At 64.1% G+C, this 16,401-nt stretch carries 16 protein-coding genes; all 16 read left to right on the top strand.

Annotated elements, in window-relative coordinates:
* The first annotated feature begins 22 nt into the window (after nt 1–22).
* The 16 genes from ftsW to ACERHN_RS02560 all read left to right on the top strand — a co-directional run bounded on the left by ftsW (nt 23) and on the right by ACERHN_RS02560 (nt 16,345).
* Complete coding sequence (gene ftsW, locus ACERHN_RS02635; protein ID WP_415921094.1) at nt 23–1,186, top strand: putative lipid II flippase FtsW; 1,164 nt, start codon at nt 23–25, stop codon at nt 1,184–1,186.
* The gene (locus tag ACERHN_RS02630) at nt 1,183–2,280 is read left to right on the top strand and encodes a UDP-N-acetylglucosamine--N-acetylmuramyl-(pentapeptide) pyrophosphoryl-undecaprenol N-acetylglucosamine transferase (protein ID WP_415921093.1); all 1,098 of its coding nucleotides are present in this window, start codon (nt 1,183–1,185) and stop codon (nt 2,278–2,280) included. Before ftsW ends, ACERHN_RS02630 begins: the two co-directional genes overlap by 4 nt.
* The gene (gene murC / locus ACERHN_RS02625; protein WP_415921092.1) at nt 2,277–3,683 is read left to right on the top strand and encodes a UDP-N-acetylmuramate--L-alanine ligase; all 1,407 of its coding nucleotides are present in this window, start codon (nt 2,277–2,279) and stop codon (nt 3,681–3,683) included. The genes ACERHN_RS02630 and murC overlap by 4 nt, the downstream gene beginning before the upstream one ends.
* Nucleotides 3,680–4,060, top strand: a complete 381-nt coding sequence (locus ACERHN_RS02620) for a hypothetical protein (RefSeq protein WP_415921091.1) — start codon at nt 3,680–3,682, stop codon at nt 4,058–4,060. The genes murC and ACERHN_RS02620 overlap by 4 nt, the downstream gene beginning before the upstream one ends.
* The gene (locus ACERHN_RS02615; protein ID WP_415921090.1) at nt 4,057–4,317 is read left to right on the top strand and encodes a DUF2484 family protein; all 261 of its coding nucleotides are present in this window, start codon (nt 4,057–4,059) and stop codon (nt 4,315–4,317) included. The genes ACERHN_RS02620 and ACERHN_RS02615 overlap by 4 nt, the downstream gene beginning before the upstream one ends.
* Nucleotides 4,314–4,562, top strand: coding sequence for a DUF2484 family protein (locus tag ACERHN_RS02610; RefSeq protein ID WP_415921089.1), 249 nt, complete (start codon nt 4,314–4,316; stop codon nt 4,560–4,562). The genes ACERHN_RS02615 and ACERHN_RS02610 overlap by 4 nt, the downstream gene beginning before the upstream one ends.
* Nucleotides 4,559–4,822 carry a hypothetical protein gene (locus ACERHN_RS02605; RefSeq protein WP_415921088.1) on the top strand — a complete coding sequence of 88 codons (264 nt, stop codon included), beginning with the start codon at nt 4,559–4,561 and terminating at the stop codon, nt 4,820–4,822. Before ACERHN_RS02610 ends, ACERHN_RS02605 begins: the two co-directional genes overlap by 4 nt.
* Before the next feature lie 31 nt (nt 4,823–4,853).
* A complete protein-coding gene (gene murB, locus ACERHN_RS02600; protein WP_415921087.1) occupies nt 4,854–5,777 on the top strand; it encodes a UDP-N-acetylmuramate dehydrogenase in 924 nt (307 codons plus the stop codon).
* A 122-nt stretch (nt 5,778–5,899) separates the two neighbouring features.
* Nucleotides 5,900–6,778, top strand: coding sequence for a D-alanine--D-alanine ligase (locus ACERHN_RS02595; protein ID WP_415921086.1), 879 nt, complete (start codon nt 5,900–5,902; stop codon nt 6,776–6,778).
* Nucleotides 6,775–7,629: a cell division protein FtsQ/DivIB gene (locus tag ACERHN_RS02590; RefSeq protein WP_415922790.1), complete on the top strand. Its 855-nt coding sequence runs from the start codon at nt 6,775–6,777 to the stop codon at nt 7,627–7,629. The genes ACERHN_RS02595 and ACERHN_RS02590 overlap by 4 nt, the downstream gene beginning before the upstream one ends.
* A 6-nt stretch (nt 7,630–7,635) precedes the next feature.
* Nucleotides 7,636–8,970: a cell division protein FtsA gene (gene ftsA / locus ACERHN_RS02585; protein ID WP_415921085.1), complete on the top strand. Its 1,335-nt coding sequence runs from the start codon at nt 7,636–7,638 to the stop codon at nt 8,968–8,970.
* Nucleotides 8,971–9,144: 174 nt separating this feature from the next.
* Nucleotides 9,145–10,776 carry a cell division protein FtsZ gene (gene ftsZ / locus ACERHN_RS02580; RefSeq protein WP_415921084.1) on the top strand — a complete coding sequence of 544 codons (1,632 nt, stop codon included), beginning with the start codon at nt 9,145–9,147 and terminating at the stop codon, nt 10,774–10,776.
* Nucleotides 10,777–10,971: 195 nt separating this feature from the next.
* Entirely contained in the window at nt 10,972–11,892 is a 921-nt protein-coding gene (gene lpxC, locus ACERHN_RS02575) for a UDP-3-O-acyl-N-acetylglucosamine deacetylase (RefSeq protein ID WP_415921083.1), read from the top strand.
* A gap of 84 nt (nt 11,893–11,976) precedes the next feature.
* Entirely contained in the window at nt 11,977–12,861 is an 885-nt protein-coding gene (locus tag ACERHN_RS02570; RefSeq protein WP_415921082.1) for an outer membrane protein assembly factor BamD, read from the top strand.
* Between the two features lie 51 nt (nt 12,862–12,912).
* On the top strand, nt 12,913–14,568 hold the full coding sequence (gene recN / locus ACERHN_RS02565) for a DNA repair protein RecN (RefSeq protein WP_415921081.1): 1,656 nt from the start codon (nt 12,913–12,915) through the stop codon (nt 14,566–14,568).
* A gap of 97 nt (nt 14,569–14,665) precedes the next feature.
* Complete coding sequence (locus tag ACERHN_RS02560; RefSeq protein WP_415921080.1) at nt 14,666–16,345, top strand: chloride channel protein; 1,680 nt, start codon at nt 14,666–14,668, stop codon at nt 16,343–16,345.
* Nucleotides 16,346–16,401 lie beyond the last annotated feature (56 nt).

The following is a 16,401-nucleotide window of genomic DNA, read 5'->3' as shown; positions in this document are numbered from 1 at the left end:
ATAGGCAGCAAGGCGGCAGATCATGACAGAGATGGTCTATGGCGCGGTCCCGGAGCGGATCGGCGAACCCATTCTTCCCAAATGGTGGCGAACGGTCGACAAATGGTCCCTGACCTGCGTGCTGATCCTGTTTTCCATCGGCTTGCTGCTGGGGTTGGCGGCGTCCGTGCCGCTGGCGGAAAAGAACGGGTTTGGCCCGTTCCACTATGTTACCCGACAGGCGTTTTTCGGCGCTGTGGCCATCGTGGTCATGATCGTCACGTCGATGATGTCACCGACGGTGGTGCGGCGGCTGGCGGTGCTGGGCTTTCTGGCGGCTTTTGTCGCCTTGGCGCTTTTGCCGTTCTTTGGCACGGATTTCGGCAAGGGTGCGGTGCGGTGGTATTCGCTGGGCTTTGCGTCGGTGCAACCGTCTGAATTCCTCAAGCCCGGTTTTGTCGTGGCCGCCGCGTGGATGCTGGCGGCAAGCCAGGATCTCAATGGTCCACCCGGGCGCATCTGGTCCTTTGCCTTGTGCGTGTCCATTGTCCTGATGCTGGCATTGCAGCCTGACTTTGGTCAGGCGTGTCTGGTGCTTTTTGGCTGGGGCGTGATGTATTTCGTCGCCGGTGCGCCGATGCTTTTGCTCGTCGGGATGGCGGGCATGGTCATCGTTGCAGGTACGGTCGCCTATTCGAACTCAGAGCATTTCGCGCGCCGCATTGACGGGTTTCTCAGCCCCGAAGTCGATCCGCGCACGCAGCTTGGCTATGCCACGAATGCCATTCAGGAGGGCGGACTTTTTGGCGTAGGCGTAGGTGAGGGTCAGGTGAAATGGTCCCTGCCGGATGCGCATACGGATTTCATCATCGCGGTGGCGGCGGAGGAATACGGGCTGGTGCTCGTCCTGTGTGTCATCGCGCTTTATACCGGCATCGTGGTGCGGTCGCTGATCCGGCTGATGCGTGAACGCGACACGTTCATTCGGCTGGCGGGCACGGGGCTGGCTTGCATGTTCGCGGTGCAGGCGATGATCAACATGGGCGTGGCCGTGCGGCTTTTGCCCGCCAAGGGCATGACGCTGCCCTTTGTCAGTTATGGCGGATCGTCGGTGATTGCCTCCGGTATCGCGGTGGGCATGCTGCTGGCCTTTACCCGCAGCCGTCCGCAGGGCGAAATCAGCGACCTGCTGCGGGGGCGGCGATGAGCGCGCCGCTTCTTCTGATCGCGGCTGGCGGTACGGGCGGGCACATGTTCCCGGCCCAGGCGCTGGCCGAGGCGATGTTGAAGAAGGGCTGGCGGGTCAAGCTGAGCACCGATGCGCGCGGCGCGCGCTATACCGGCGGGTTCCCCCATTCGACCGAGATTGAACAGATATCATCCGCCACCTTTGCCCGTGGCGGTCTGCTGGCCAAGGCGCTGGTGCCGTTCCGCATCGCGGGCGGCATCCTGTCGGCCACGGTCAAGCTGATGCGCGACCGGCCTGCGGTTGTGGTGGGCTTTGGCGGGTATCCGACGATCCCGGCCATGTCGGCGGCGACGCTTTTGCGCCTGCCGCGGATGATCCATGAACAAAACGGCATTCTGGGGCGGGTCAACACGCTCTTTTCCAAGCGGGTGGATGTGGTGGCCTGTGGCACATGGCCCACCGACCTGCCCGACGGGGTCGAGGGCACCCATGTGGGCAACCCGGTGCGCGGCGCGGTTCTGGACCGGGCGGGTGCGGGATATATCGCGCCGGGGGATTACCCGATGGAGATCCTCGTGATCGGCGGCAGTCAGGGCGCGCGCATTCTCAGCGACGTGATCCCGCCCGCCATTGCGCAACTGCCCATGGAGCGTCTGCAAAACCTGCGCGTCAGCCATCAGGCCCGGGGCGAGGACGAAGAGCGCGTGCGCGCATTCTACGACGAACACGGGATCAAGGCCGACGTGCAGCCGTTCTTTCAGGACGTGCCGCGCCGCATGTCCGAGGCCCAGCTGATCATCTCGCGCTCGGGCGCATCGTCCGTCGCCGATATCTCGGTGATCGGGCGTCCTGCGATCCTGATCCCCTATGCCGCCGCCACCGGTGACCATCAGACCGCCAATGCGCGCGGTCTGGTTGATGCAGGTGCCGCCATTCTGATCCCGGAAAGCCAGCTGAACGTGGATGCCGTTGCGGCACAGATTGCAATGGTGCTGGACAATCCCGGCGGCGCCACACAGATGGCCAATGCCGCGCTGAGCGTCGCGCGCCCCGACGCCACCGAAAGCCTTGTGACCCTCGTCGAAACCCTTAGCCAGAAAGGGACGCCATGAACGCCGCCACCAAACTGCCCGGAGACGTGGGCCCCATTCATTTCGTTGGCATCGGCGGGATCGGCATGTCGGGTATCGCCGAAGTGCTTTTGAACCACGGTTATGTGGTGCAGGGGTCCGACCTCAAGACCTCCAAGATCACGGACCGACTGGCCGAACTGGGCGCGCATATCTTCGAAGGGCAGCGGGCGCAGAATGTCGAAGAGGCCGAAGTGGTCGTGATCTCGTCCGCGATCAAACCCGGCAACCCGGAACTCGATGCGGCCCGCGCGCGCGGCCTGCCGATCGTGCGCCGGGCCGAGATGCTGGCCGAGCTGATGCGCCTGCGCTCGAACATCGCGGTGGCCGGAACACATGGCAAGACGACAACCACCACGATGGTCGCGGCACTTCTGGATGAGGGGAACTTTGATCCGACGGTGGTGAATGGTGGGATCATCCACGCCTATGGCTCCAACGCGCGCAAGGGTGATGGCGAATGGATGGTGGTCGAGGCGGACGAAAGCGACGGCACCTTCAACCGCTTGCCCGCGACCATCGCTATTGTGACGAACATCGACCCCGAGCATATGGAACACTGGGGCACCGAAGAGGCGCTGCACCGTGGGTTCTATGATTTTGTGTCGAACATTCCGTTCTACGGGCTGGCCGTGTGCTGCACCGATGACCCGGATGTGCAAAGCCTCGTGGGCAAGATCACTGACCGACGCGTGACAACCTATGGCTTCAACGCACAGGCGGATGTGCGGGCGATGAACCTGACCTATGAGGCCGGGGTGGCGCATTTCGACATCGCCCTGCAGGCCGAGGATCAGGTGATCGAAGGGTGTTCGTTGCCCATGCCCGGGGACCACAACGTGTCCAACGCGCTGTCGGCGGTGGCTGTGGCGCGCCATCTGGGCATGAAAGCGGATGAAATCCGCACCGCGCTCAAGAATTTCGGGGGCGTCAACCGTCGCTTTACCCGTGTGGGCGAAGTTGAGGGCGTGACGATCATCGACGATTACGGCCACCACCCGGTGGAAATTGCCGCCGTGCTCAAGGCCGCCCGTCAGGCGACGGACGGGCGCGTGATCGCCGTGCACCAACCGCACCGGTATTCGAGGCTGTCGCATCATTTCGATGAATTCTGCGCCTGTTTCAACGATGCGGATGTGGTGGGGATCGCGGATGTGTTTTCCGCCGGAGAAGACCCGATTGAAGGCGCGTCGCGCGACGATCTGGTCGCAGGTCTCATCCGCCACGGCCACCGCCATGCGCGGTCGGTTCAAGACGAAAACGACCTCGAACGCCTCGTCCGGGAACAGGCGCGGCCCGGTGACATGGTTGTGTGCCTTGGCGCCGGTACGATCAGCACATGGGCCAACGGCCTGCCGGGCCGTTTGCAAAAGGGCGCCGCGTGAGCACGCGCTGCTGGATTCTGGTCGCCGCCGCAATTTGCGTGGCGCGCCCCGTTTTGGCCGGTTTCAACGAAGGCGACTCCTTCGGTCCGTCTGGGCTCGAGATGTTGGCCATCGGGTCCGTCGGTCTGATCGGTTTACCGGTGGGGGCGCTTGTCACCTTTGCCGGGCTTGAGGGGCTGTTCCGGGCAGCGTTGTGGCTCTGTGCCGGTCTGCTGGCCGTGCTTTGTGTCGCGGGCGTGCTGCTGGCCGGTGAACTGGCGCTGATCCTTGTGCTGTTTGCGGCCATGTTGGCCGTTCCGGCAATGATTTCCTTTTTCGTCGGCGGTCTGCTGGGGCGGGCCCTGCGGCAGCGCCGCGCGGGGGCAGAGCAGCCATGATCCTGTGGGCCTGTCTTGCGTGGGTGTTTGCCGCGACGGTCGTCGCGATGCTGCCGATGCGGCGTCAATATGTGCCCGGCATCGCGCTGATGATTGCCGCACCGCTCCTGATCCTGTGGATCGGAGTGGCCGTGGCCTGGTGGGCGGGGGTTCTGGCGCTGGCGGCATTCGTGTCGATGTTCCGCAACCCGCTGCGCTATGTCTGGGCAAAGGCGCGGGGCCAGAACCCGCAATTACCCAAGGAGTTGCGGGAATGAGCCTGTCGCTGATCCTTACCTGTCTCTGGGCCGCCGCGGCCAATGTCATCGCGATGTTCCCGAGCAAGGACAATCACTGGACCAATGCCTATGTGCTGATTGGGATCGGTATCCCGATCCTTGGATTTGTCACCTGGCAGCACGGGCCGTGGATCGGCCTTCTGGTTCTGGCGGCGGGGATGAGTGTGCTGCGCTGGCCAGTGATCTATCTCAGCCGCTGGGTCCGTGGGCGGGTGCAGCGATGATTGCCGGGCTTGCAGCGGCTGGTCTGGGAGCGGGGGTTGCCATTGGCTATGTGCTGGTGCGCCGGTTTCGCCTTTTGCTGTGGGTCGGGCTGATCCTGATCTGTGTCGGGCTGACGCTGGCTGCCCTGACGGGCATGTTGGTCCCGGCAAGTGCGGCCAGTGCGGCGCTGCTGCTGCTTGTGCCGCCGCCGCTTGGCGCCGGGCTGCTGGCCGGGGGCATGGTCTGCCTGTTGTTGCGCCGCCGGTCGGGGGCATCTTGACCTCGGCGCTGCGGCGCGCCATGCCGCGTTCATGACTTACACCCTTCCTGATGTGCGCGGTTCCATCATGCCGCAACGCGATCTGTCCGGGCTGACATGGCTGCGGGTGGGGGGACCGGCGGATTTCGTGTTCCTGCCCGCGGATGCGGATGATCTGGTTGATTTTGTGACCCGTCTGGACCCGGATGTGCCGGTGTTCCCCATGGGCGTCGGCAGCAACCTGATCGTGCGCGACGGGGGGCTGCGCGCGGTGGTGATCAAGCTGGGGCGCGGGTTCAACGGGATCGAGATTGACGGCAACCGCGTTACGGCAGGTGCCGCAGCACTTGATGCGCACGTGGCGCGCAAGGCGGCAGAGGCGGGGCTGGACCTGACATTCCTGCGCACGATCCCCGGCTCTGTCGGCGGTGCAGTGCGGATGAATGCGGGCTGTTACGGGTCCTACACGGCAGATGTGTTCGAAAGCGCGGATGTCATTTTGCGGGACGGCACGCGGGCGACGCTTGGCCCCGGTGACCTGAATTTCCGTTACCGCCAGAGCGATCTGCCGACAGGCGCAGTGCTGATTTCCGCCACCTTCCGCGCGCCGCCCGATGATCCGGAAGCGCTGATCGCGCGGATGGAGGATCAGCTGGCCAAGCGGGACGCGACCCAACCCACCAAGGATCGCAGCGCCGGTTCCACTTTTCGCAACCCGGCGGGCTTTTCGTCGACGGGGCAGGCGGACGATGTGCATGATCTTAAAGCGTGGAAGGTCATCGACGACGCAGGCATGCGCGGTGCAACACGCGGTGGCGCGCAGATGAGCGAAAAGCACTCCAACTTCCTGATCAACACCGGGGCAGCCACAGCGGCCGATCTGGAAGGATTGGGCGAAGAGGTGCGGAAAAAGGTTTACGATTCCAGCGGGATCACGCTAGAATGGGAAATTATGCGCATTGGTGATCCCGGCTAGGATCACGGCGCGAGGCAAACGCCGAAAAATCGGCAAATGAACGAGAGCGCGCAAAAGCGTTCCGGGACAAGAGGCACATGGGCGGTCGGACGAGCAGGTCGTCCCCCAAAGTGGCGGTGTTGATGGGTGGCCCTTCGGCTGAGCGCGAAGTGTCACTGGCAAGTGGTAAGCCCTGCGCCGCCGCGCTGAGGGACAGAGGGTACGAAGTGGTCGAGGTCGATGCAGGCCCCGACCTTTGTGCCGTTTTGCAATCTATTGAGCCGGACGCGGTGCTCAACTGTCTGCATGGGCGGTGGGGCGAAGACGGCTGTGTGCAGGGGATGCTCGAATGGCTGGGCATCCCGTATTCGCATTCCGGTGTGCTGGCCTCGGCGCTGGCGATGGACAAGCAGCGGACAAAGGACGTGTACCGCGCCTCCGGATTGCCGGTTGTCGACAGCATGATCGCGCCTGCCGAAGACGTGCGCGCGCGCCATGTGATGCAGCCGCCTTATGTCGTCAAACCGAACAACGAAGGGTCATCCGTCGGCGTGTACCTTGTGCACGAGGACGCAAACGGGCCGCCGCAACTGGCCGAGGACATGCCGGGCCACGTGATGGTCGAGGCGTTTGCGCCGGGACGTGAGCTGACCACCACGGTGATGGGCACGCGTCCGCTTGGCGTGACGGACATCATCACCGACGGTTGGTACGACTATGACGCCAAGTACAAGATGGGCGGCAGCCGGCATGAAGTGCCAGCGGACGTGCCCACCGAGATTTTCGAACTGTGCCAGGACTACGCCGTGCGTGCGCATAACGCGCTTGGCTGTCGCGGTGTGAGCCGGACGGATTTCCGCTGGGACGAGGGCAGGGGGGCCGCGGGCCTGATCCTGCTGGAGACGAACACGCAGCCGGGCATGACGCCCACATCGCTGACGCCGGAACAGGCGCAGGTGGCGGGCATCTCCTTTGGCGAGCTGTGCGCGTGGATGGTGGAGGACGCATCGTGCCACAGATGAGACGCGATCCCGCCCCGTCCCGCTGGGCCTGGCGGCTGCAACGGCTGATGCTCACGCCTTTGTTTCGATTTGGGGTGCGCGTCGGTCTGCCCTTTGCGCTGACGTTTGGCGGGGCGTCGTGGTGGCTGTCGGTGCCCGAAAACCAGACGCTGGTGACAGACAAGATCGCCGAAATCCGGGCCAGCATCGAAGAGCGCCCGGAATTCATGGTCAACCTCATGGCCGTGGACGGAACGGACGCGCCGCTCAGCGCGGCGATCCGCGAGGCGGTGCCGCTGGATTTCCCGATCTCGTCCTTTGATCTCGACCTGGAGGCGATCCGCAGCACCCTGACCGAAATGCCCCCGGTTCAAGCTGCGTCCATTCGCATCCGTCCGGGCGGCGTGTTGCAGGTGGACGTAACACCGCGCACGGCCGCTGCGATCTGGCGCACGGCGGACGGTCTTTACCTGATCGACCGGGCGGGCGTGCAATTTGCCGAAGTCTCGGGCCGCGCCGCGCGCCCTGATCTGCCGGTCCTTGCCGGTGAGGGCGCTCCGGACCATGTCCCGCAAGCGCTGGCTCTGGTGCAGGCGGCGGCCCCCTTGGGCGACCGGTTGCGCGGGCTGGTGCGTTTGGGTGACCGCCGCTGGGACGTGGTTCTGGACCGCGACCAACGCATCCTGCTGCCTGCCGAAAACCCGGTACAGGCCCTCGAACGCGTGATCGCGCTGGAGAATGCGCAGGAGGTTCTGAGCCGCGATGTGTCCCGCATCGACCTGCGCCTTTCGGATCGCCCGACCGTGCGCATGACGCAGAATGCGACCGAAGAATGGTGGCGCATCCGCGCGCTGAATTTGACCAATGAGTAGTGTGTGATGACCGACCTTTATGCCTCCCAACGCTCGATGCGCCATATGCGCAAGATTGCCATGCAGCGCGGCGTGGTCGCCATTCTCGATGTGGGCAGTTCCAAGATCGCCTGCCTCGTGCTGCGGTTCGACGGCACGACCAAGCTGGGTGAAGAGGGCGAGATTGGGTCGCTCGCCGGGCAATCGGGCTTTCGGGTCATTGGGGCCGCGACCACGCGCAGTCGCGGGGTCCGCTTTGGTGAGATCTGCGCGATGCAAGAGACCGAGCGCGCCATTCGCACCGCATTGCAGGCCGCGCAAAAGATGGCCGGTATCCGCGTCGATCACGTGATCGCCTGTTTTGCCGGGGCAGAGCCGCGCAGCTACGGCCTCGACGCGCAGATTGACCTCGAAGGCCAGCTTGTCACCGAAGACGACGTGGCACGTGTCCTGTCGCGGTGTGACGTGCCCGAGATCGGGACGGGCCGCGAGGTGCTGCACGCACAGCCGGTGAACTTTGCGCTCGACAACCGGTCGGGTCTTTCGGACCCGCGCGGCCAGCTTGGCAACAGCCTTGCCGTTGATCTGCACATGCTGACGGTCGAAGCGGCGGCGGTGCAGCATCTGGCCCATTGCATCAAACGCTGTGACCTGGAACTGGCCGGGATTGCGTCCTCGGCCTATGCGTCGGGGATTGCCGCGCTGGTTGAGGATGAACAGGAACTTGGGTCGGCGTGCATTGACCTGGGTGGCGGGGCGACTGGCGTTTCGATCTTTATCAAGAAGCACATGATTTACGCCGACACCGTGCGCATGGGTGGCGATCACGTGACCTCGGACATTTCCATGGGCCTGCAGGTGCCGATGGCCAATGCCGAACGGATCAAGACATTCTATGGCGGCGTGCACGCCACCGGCATGGATGACCGCGAGATGATCGAGATCGGTGGCGACACTGGTGATTACGAACATGATCGCCGCACAGCGAGCCGGGCCGAGCTGATCGGCATCATGCGCCCGCGTGTGGAAGAGATCCTCGAAGAGGTACGCGCCCGTCTGGACGCCGCAGGGTTCGACCATCTGCCAAGCCAGCAGATCGTGCTGACCGGTGGTGGCAGTCAGATCCCCGGCCTTGATGGGCTGGCCTCGAAAATCCTGGGCCAGCAGGTGCGGTTGGGGCGGCCTCTGCGCGTACACGGCTTGCCGCAGGCGGCAACGGGGCCCGGTTTTGCCTCTGCCGTTGGCCTCGCGCTCTTTGCAGCGCATCCGCAGGACGAGTGGTGGGACTTTGACATCCCCCACGACCGCTACCCGGCGCGCTCCCTGCGCCGCGCGGTGAAATGGTTCCGCGACAACTGGTAACCCCCAGATATCGCCGCGCCGTGGACATGCGGGGCAAAAAGGCAAGAAATTGCCCATATTTTGGGGCGATTTTGCGATTTTAGGGTGACGTTTCGGCCACAGTTGGGTAGTCTTGCGGCAGTTTAGGCACAAAAACACCCGCGAACGCGGCAAACCAGACAGGCGGAAATTGCGATGACTTTAAACCTTTCGATGCCAGGGCATGACGAGTTGAAACCCCGTATCACCGTGTTTGGTGTGGGCGGGGCCGGCGGCAACGCTGTGAACAATATGATTGAAAAACAGCTGGATGGCGTCGAATTCGTTGTCGCAAACACCGATGCGCAAGCGCTGCAACAATCCGCGGCCACCAACCGGGTGCAGCTGGGCATCAAGGTGACCGAAGGCCTCGGCGCGGGGGCCCGTGCCACCGTTGGCGCCGCCGCAGCCGAAGAATCGATTGAGCAGATCGTCGATCATCTGGCGGGTGCGCACATGTGCTTTATCACCGCCGGGATGGGCGGCGGCACCGGGACAGGCGCTGCGCCAATCATCGCACAAGCGGCCCGCGAGCTGGGCGTTCTGACGGTTGGCGTGGTGACCAAACCCTTCCAGTTCGAAGGGGCCAAGCGTATGCGTCAGGCCGAGGACGGTGTGGAAGCGCTGCAAAAGATGGTCGACACGCTGATCATCATCCCGAACCAGAACCTGTTCCGCCTCGCCAACGAAAAGACGACGTTCACCGAAGCGTTCAGCATGGCGGATGACGTGCTGTACCAGGGTGTCAAAGGCGTGACCGACCTGATGGTGCGTCCGGGCCTGATCAACCTCGACTTTGCCGATGTGCGTGCCGTGATGGACGAGATGGGCAAGGCGATGATGGGCACCGGCGAGGCCGATGGCGAAGATCGCGCGATCCAGGCTGCGGAAAAAGCGATTGCCAACCCGCTGCTGGACGAAATCTCGCTGCGTGGCGCAAAGGGCGTGTTGATCAACATCACCGGCGCACACGATCTGACCCTGTTCGAACTGGACGAGGCGGCCAACCGCATCCGCGAAGAAGTGGATCCGGACGCCAACATCATCGTGGGTTCGACCCTCGACACGGCGATGGAAGGTATGATGCGCGTCAGCGTCGTGGCCACCGGCATCGACGCATCCGACGTGCAGACCGACATTCCCGTGCCGCGCCGGTCGATGGCCGCACCGCTCACACCGACGGTCAGTGCAGAAGCCCCCGCAGAGCCTGCGCCGATTGCGGCGGACCCGATCCCCGAACCGGCCCCTGCCGCCGTTGCCGAAGCCGCAGAGGAGCCATCGCTGTTCCAGGGCCTCGACGTGCAGCAGGCCGCAGCAGAAGAGATGGCGGAAGACATCTTTGTGGACGACGCACCCGCCGCTGCGGATGACGGCCTGCCGCCGCCCGCCTACCAGCCGCAGGTTGCAGCGTTTGAGCCGACGCCTGAGACCCCAGCCGATGAGTTTGTGGCACCGCGCGCACCAGCGCCCGGCACACCGTCCCCCGAGGCGCTCGCACGCTTGCGTGCGGCAACGCAACGGGCCGGTGGCGGCGCGCCACAGCAGCCCGAAGCCACCGCAGCCGATCCGGCGGAAAAGCCGCGCTTTGGTATCAACTCGCTGATCAACCGCATGACCGGTTCCGCAGAAGCACCCGGCGCGCCCGAGCGTGCCGCGCGGCAGCAACCACCGGTTCAGGCGGCGCGCACCGCCCCTGCGCCAGCCCCTGCGCCGCAGCCGACCGAGGCGGCAGACCCTGACCAGGAGCGGATTGAAATCCCCGCCTTCCTGCGGCGTCAAGCGAACTGATACCGCTCACATTTGTGATCGAAGGGCCGCAGAGATGCGGCCCTTTTTCGTTGTATATCAAAGGGTTGCGGCGGTTCCTGACACGTGTTTCCGCGATGTTACCGCCATGTTTCAGACGGTTGCAAAGATTGAGTTGTGACCGACAGGTTAACATCCTAACTCTGACACCTAACGCAACACGACGTGGGTGGGTTCGTGCAAACAACGGTCAAATCTCCAATCTCCTTTACCGGATGCGGTTTGCATTCGGGCAAGCCTGCGCGGGTCACGATCCGTCCGGCGGCTGCGGAGCATGGGATCTGGTTCCAGCGCGTGGACTTGGCCACCGCACCCCTCATCGCGGCCCGGTGGGACGTCGTGCGCCAGTCGCCTTTGTGCACCACGTTGGTGGGTGACGACGGCGTGACCGTCGGAACGGTTGAGCACATCATGGCAGCACTTGCAGGCTGTGGCGTGCACAATGCACTGATCGAAATTGACGGTCCCGAAGTGCCGATTCTCGACGGATCGGCCGTAACTTTTGTGCGCGGGATCGTACAGCGCGGCCTGCGCCGCCTTCCGGCGCCCGTGCGCGCTTTTGAAGTACTCAAAACCGTGTCGGTCACCTCTGGCGAGGCGACCGCCTCCATCGGTCCGAGCGACGTCATGCGCATTGATTTCGAGATCGACTTTGCCGACCGCGCCATCGGGCGTCAGTTCAAGTCGCTGAACATGTCCAACGGCAGCTTTGCCCGCGAACTCAGCGACAGCCGGACGTTCTGTCGTGAAGGCGACGTGGCACAAATGCAGGCCAACGGCCTGGCCCTGGGTGGTGCGCCGGGCGTGAACGCCGTGGTGTTCAGCGGTGACCGGGTGACAAGCCCAGGCGGGCTGCGCCATGCGGATGAACCTGTGCGCCACAAGATGCTGGACGCGCTTGGGGATCTTGCGCTGGCCGGTGCGCCGATCATTGGCCACTATGTCGGAACGCGGGCGGGGCACACGCTGACCAACCAGCTGTTGCGCACGCTTTTTGCCACGCCGGACGCGGTGCGCATGATCACGTGTGACGCAGAGACCGCCAAACGACTGCCGGGCTACGGCCTCGTCTGGGACGAGATCCCCGCGGTTGCGTGATCAGGGCAAAAACGTCATTTTCCCCACCCAACCCTTTGTGCTAGAGACAACCAACGGCTTCGATGTGAGCAGTGGTGAGCAGAAATGGGATGGCACGGCATGATCTTTGGCGCGTCGAAAATCGGTCTAGCGGTGATGTTGGCTGCGACGGTTGGCCTGACAGCCTGCGGTGACCGGAATGACCGGCCGACCACGGGCGGTTTCTTCAACCGGGAAGAGATCCCGCTTGAGAATTTTTCGCCACAACAGATTTTTGAACGCGGCGAATTCGAGCTGGAAGAAGGCGATCCGACGGACGCGGCATTCTATTTCGGCGAGATCGAGCGGCTGTACCCGTATTCGGATTGGGCGCGCAGGGCGTTGATCATGCAGGCCTTTTCCTATCATCAGGACAAGGACTACCCCAACAGCCGCTCTTCGGCACAGCGGTTCATCGACTTTTATCCAACCGATGACGATGCGGCCTATGCGCAGTACCTTCTGGCGCTCAGTTATTATGACCAGATCGACGAAGTGGGCCGCGACCAAGGGCTGACATTTCAGGCGCTGCAATCGCTGCGCGACGTGATCGAACGTTATCCAAACAGCGAATATGCCAAGACATCAATCCTGAAATTTGACCTCGCCTTTGACCATCTGGCGGGCAAGGAAATGGAGATCGGTCGCTATTACTTGCGCCGGGATCATTATACTGCCGCGATCAACCGGTTCCGGGTTGTGGTTGAGGATTTCCAGACAACGACACACACGCCCGAAGCGCTGCACCGACTGGTGGAGGCGTACCTGTCGCTGGGTCTGGTCGAGGAGGCGCAGACGGCAGCCGCGATTCTGGGTCACAACTACCAATCCACGGATTGGTACCAGGACAGCTTCAACCTGTTGACCGGGCAGGGGCTGCGGCCACGTGCCATTGGCAACAGCTGGCTGGCGCAGGTATATCGGCAGACCATCCGGGGTCGTTGGCTCTGAGACAGGCAGATCGGGGCAGCGGATGCCTCGCCTTGCAGGGATGGGTGTGAGATGCTGCGCGGTCTCGATATTTCGGACATGCTGATCATCGACCGGTTGGAACTGAGCTTCCAGCCGGGGCTGAACGTGCTGACCGGTGAGACGGGTGCGGGCAAGTCGATTCTGCTCGATTCACTTGGATTTGTGCTGGGCTGGCGCGGGCGGGCGGATCTGGTGCGACAGGGGGCGGCACAGGGCGAAGTGACCGCGTGGTTCGAACTCAGCGACGGGCATCCGGCGCTTGCGGTGCTCGAAGAGGCGGGGTTGCCGATCGAGGATGAGCTGATCCTGCGCCGGGTCAACACCGCCGAAGGGCGCAAGACCGCCTGGGTCAACGACCGGCGCTGTTCTGGTGAGGTGCTGCGGGCGCTGTCGGAGACGCTGATCGAACTGCATGGCCAGCATGATGACCGGGGTCTTTTGAACCCGCGTGGGCACCGGACCATTCTCGATACGTTTGCGTCCGTGGATGTGTCACCCTGTCGTGCGGCGTGGCGCGCCGTGGGGCAGGCGCGCAAGGCGCTGGATGCGGCAGAGGCCGCCATGGCGGCCATTCGGGACGAAGAAGAGTTTCTGCGCCACGCGGTGGCCGAGTTGGAGGCGATGGACCCGCAGCCGGGCGAAGAGGCCAAGCTGGATGCTGCACGGCGGTTGATGCAGGGCGCGGAGCGCACGCGCGAGGATGTGGCGCGTGCCCATCAGGCCGTCGGATATGATGGGGCCGAAGGCGCCGTGGGTGATGCGATGCGCTGGCTCGAGGGGGTGGCGGATCAGGCGGACGGGCTGCTGGATGCGCCGCTGGCCGCCCTGTCGCGCGCCTTGGCGGAGCTGGGGGATGCCAGCGACGGGATTGCGTCCGCGCTGGATCAGTTGTCGTTCAATCCGTCGGATCTGGAGACGACTGAGGAACGATTGTTCGCCATGCGTGGCTTGGCCCGCAAACATGATGTGGCGCCCGATGATCTGGCACCCCTGACGCAGGACTTGCGCGCCAAGCTGGATGCGCTGGATGCGGGTGATGCGGATCTGGCGGCGTTGCGGACGGCTGTGCGTGATGCCGAAGCAGCCTATGACACCGCTGCAACCGCTCTGAGCACGCGGCGGCGCAAGGCTGCGGCGCGGCTCGACAAGGCCGTGATGCAAGAGCTTGCCCCGCTCAAGATGGAGAGGGCGGTGTTCGAGACGCAGGTGACAGAGGACGAACCGGGCCCGGAGGGGCGCGATGCGGTGGCCTTTACCGTGGCCACCAATCCCGGCGCGCCGGCCGGGCCGCTGGCCAAGATCGCGTCGGGCGGCGAGTTGAGCCGCTTTCTGCTCGCGCTGAAGGTGTGTTTGCAAGGCGGTCGCGATGGCGTGACCCTGATCTTTGACGAGATTGACCGGGGCGTGGGCGGTGCGACGGCGGATGCGGTGGGGCGCAGGCTGGCCGCGCTGGCGGCGACGGGCCAGGTTCTGGTGGTCACCCATTCGCCGCAGGTTGCGGCCCTCGGCGCGCATCACTGGCGAGTGGAGAAATCGGTCAAGGCGGGCATGACCACGTCGCAGGTCGTGCCGCTGGATGCGCCCGAGCGGGTGGACGAGATTGCGCGCATGCTGTCGGGCGATACGATTACAGATGAGGCACGCGGCGCTGCGCGTGCCCTTCTGGATGGCGAGCGTGCACGCTAAACGGGAATGTGACAGATCGCGCACCCGCCGTCCCTTTCCTCCGGGTCGCGACTCAGCCTAAGGTTCTCGGGCAACTGTCTTTTTCAGGCCCATCCCCATGGCCCGCCTGCCAACACCACAGCCCGTTCTGAACGTTGTCACGATCTGTCGCGACGGCTGGATGTTGTTGCGTCACCGCGGCCCCAGCCAGATCCAGTTCTGGTTCATCGCCCTTGCGATCGGGATTGCTGCGGGGTTCGCCGCGTTGTTTTTTCGCAAGGGGATCGAGGCGTTGCAGGCGTGGCTCTATGGCACCGAGGACGTTCAGTATCTGCACAGTTTTGCGTCGTCGCTGCCGTGGTACCTGATCCTGATCATTCCGGTGATTGGCGGATTGGCGACGGGCATCATCCTGCATCTGTTTACCAAAGACGGCGTGGCGCGCGGCGTCGCGGACGTGATCGAGGGCGCGGCCCTGCGGGACGGGCGGGTCAGCACGCGCGCGGGCGTGGCGTCGGCCTTTGCCAGTTTCATCACGCTGTCCTCGGGCGGATCGACGGGGCGGGAGGGGCCGGTGGTGCACATCGCGGCCGTGATCTCCACCAAGGTGTGCCGGTGGATCAAGGCCGACGGGATCACCGGGCGCGACCTTCTGGGCTGTGCGGTGGCGGCGGCGGTGTCGGCCAGTTTCAACGCGCCCATCGCCGGGGCGCTTTTTGCGCTCGAAGTTGTGTTGCGGCATTTTGCGGTACACGCATTTGCGCCCATCGTCATTGCGAGTGTGGCAGGCACGGTGATCAACCGGCTGGAATACGGCGATGTGACGGAATTCATGCTGCCGGAGGGCAATACGCTGGTGTTTTATCAGGAGTTGCCCGCGTTCCTGCTCTTGGGGCTGATGTGTGGTCTGGTGGCCGTGGTGCTGATGCGGGCGATTTTCTGGACCGATGATATCGGTACGGCGCTGCAACAGCGTATCGGCATGCCACGCTGGTTGCGCCCGGCCTGTGCCGGGCTGCTCCTGGGGGGGATGGCGATATTCTATCCGCATATCATCGGGGTCGGTTATGAGACCACATCGCTTGCGCTGACGGGACAGCTGGCGTTGAACGAGGTTGTGATTTTTGTGGTGCTCAAGACGGCGGCGGTTGCGGTGACGATGGCCGGGCGCATGGGGGGCGGGGTGTTCTCGCCGTCCCTGATGATCGGTGCGCTGACGGGGCTGGCCTTTGGCCTTGTGGCGACGGGGATATTCCCGGACGTGTCGGGGTCCGAGACGCTTTATGCGCTGGCGGGCATGGGCGCGGTGGCGGCGGCCGTTTTGGGGGCGCCGATATCGACAACGCTGATCGTGTTTGAGTTGACCGGGGACTGGCAGACCGGGCTGGCGGTGATGGTGGCGGTATCGATGTCGACGGCGCTGTCATCGCGGCTGGTGGATCGGTCGTTCTTTCTGACGCAGATCGAGCGCAAGGGCGTGCATCTGGCCGCGGGACCGCAGGCATATTTGCTGGCGATGTTCCGGGTCAGTTCGGTGATGCGCTCCCTCGATGATCCGCGGGGGGCGGATGAGGGGCGCGCCTGGGAGTTGATCGGCGACGGCATATACGTGGATGCGGCGGCGACGCTTGAGGTGGCCATGCCGATCTTTGACCGGACGATGGTGCCGTTTGTGCCGGTGGTGACGCTGACCGGTGAAAATGCGGCCCCGGAATTGCAGGGCTGCCTGTTCCATGTGGATGCGCTCAAGGCGTATAACCGCGCGCTGGCCGCCACGGCTGCCGAAGAGCACAGTTGAGGTCGGTGGGCGGCTCTGTTTGCTGCGCAAAGGCGCCCGCCCACCGACCCCGGGAC

The organism is Tateyamaria rhodophyticola (assembly GCF_047777875.1).
Taxonomy (GTDB): Bacteria; Pseudomonadota; Alphaproteobacteria; order Rhodobacterales; family Rhodobacteraceae; genus Tateyamaria.
This window is presented reverse-complemented; position numbering and strand designations above follow the sequence as displayed.

Coding starts and splice junctions, on each gene's coding strand:
- ftsW (WP_415921094.1), top strand. CDS start 23: ATGACAGAGATGGTCTATGGCGCGGTCCCGGAGCGGATCGGCGAACCC.
- ACERHN_RS02630 (WP_415921093.1), top strand. CDS start 1,183: ATGAGCGCGCCGCTTCTTCTGATCGCGGCTGGCGGTACGGGCGGGCAC.
- murC (WP_415921092.1), top strand. CDS start 2,277: ATGAACGCCGCCACCAAACTGCCCGGAGACGTGGGCCCCATTCATTTC.
- ACERHN_RS02615 (WP_415921090.1), top strand. CDS start 4,057: ATGATCCTGTGGGCCTGTCTTGCGTGGGTGTTTGCCGCGACGGTCGTC.
- ACERHN_RS02610 (WP_415921089.1), top strand. CDS start 4,314: ATGAGCCTGTCGCTGATCCTTACCTGTCTCTGGGCCGCCGCGGCCAAT.
- ACERHN_RS02605 (WP_415921088.1), top strand. CDS start 4,559: ATGATTGCCGGGCTTGCAGCGGCTGGTCTGGGAGCGGGGGTTGCCATT.
- murB (WP_415921087.1), top strand. CDS start 4,854: ATGACTTACACCCTTCCTGATGTGCGCGGTTCCATCATGCCGCAACGC.
- ACERHN_RS02595 (WP_415921086.1), top strand. CDS start 5,900: ATGGGTGGCCCTTCGGCTGAGCGCGAAGTGTCACTGGCAAGTGGTAAG.
- ACERHN_RS02590 (WP_415922790.1), top strand. CDS start 6,775: ATGAGACGCGATCCCGCCCCGTCCCGCTGGGCCTGGCGGCTGCAACGG.
- ftsA (WP_415921085.1), top strand. CDS start 7,636: ATGACCGACCTTTATGCCTCCCAACGCTCGATGCGCCATATGCGCAAG.
- ftsZ (WP_415921084.1), top strand. CDS start 9,145: ATGACTTTAAACCTTTCGATGCCAGGGCATGACGAGTTGAAACCCCGT.
- ACERHN_RS02570 (WP_415921082.1), top strand. CDS start 11,977: ATGGGATGGCACGGCATGATCTTTGGCGCGTCGAAAATCGGTCTAGCG.
- recN (WP_415921081.1), top strand. CDS start 12,913: ATGCTGCGCGGTCTCGATATTTCGGACATGCTGATCATCGACCGGTTG.
- ACERHN_RS02560 (WP_415921080.1), top strand. CDS start 14,666: ATGGCCCGCCTGCCAACACCACAGCCCGTTCTGAACGTTGTCACGATC.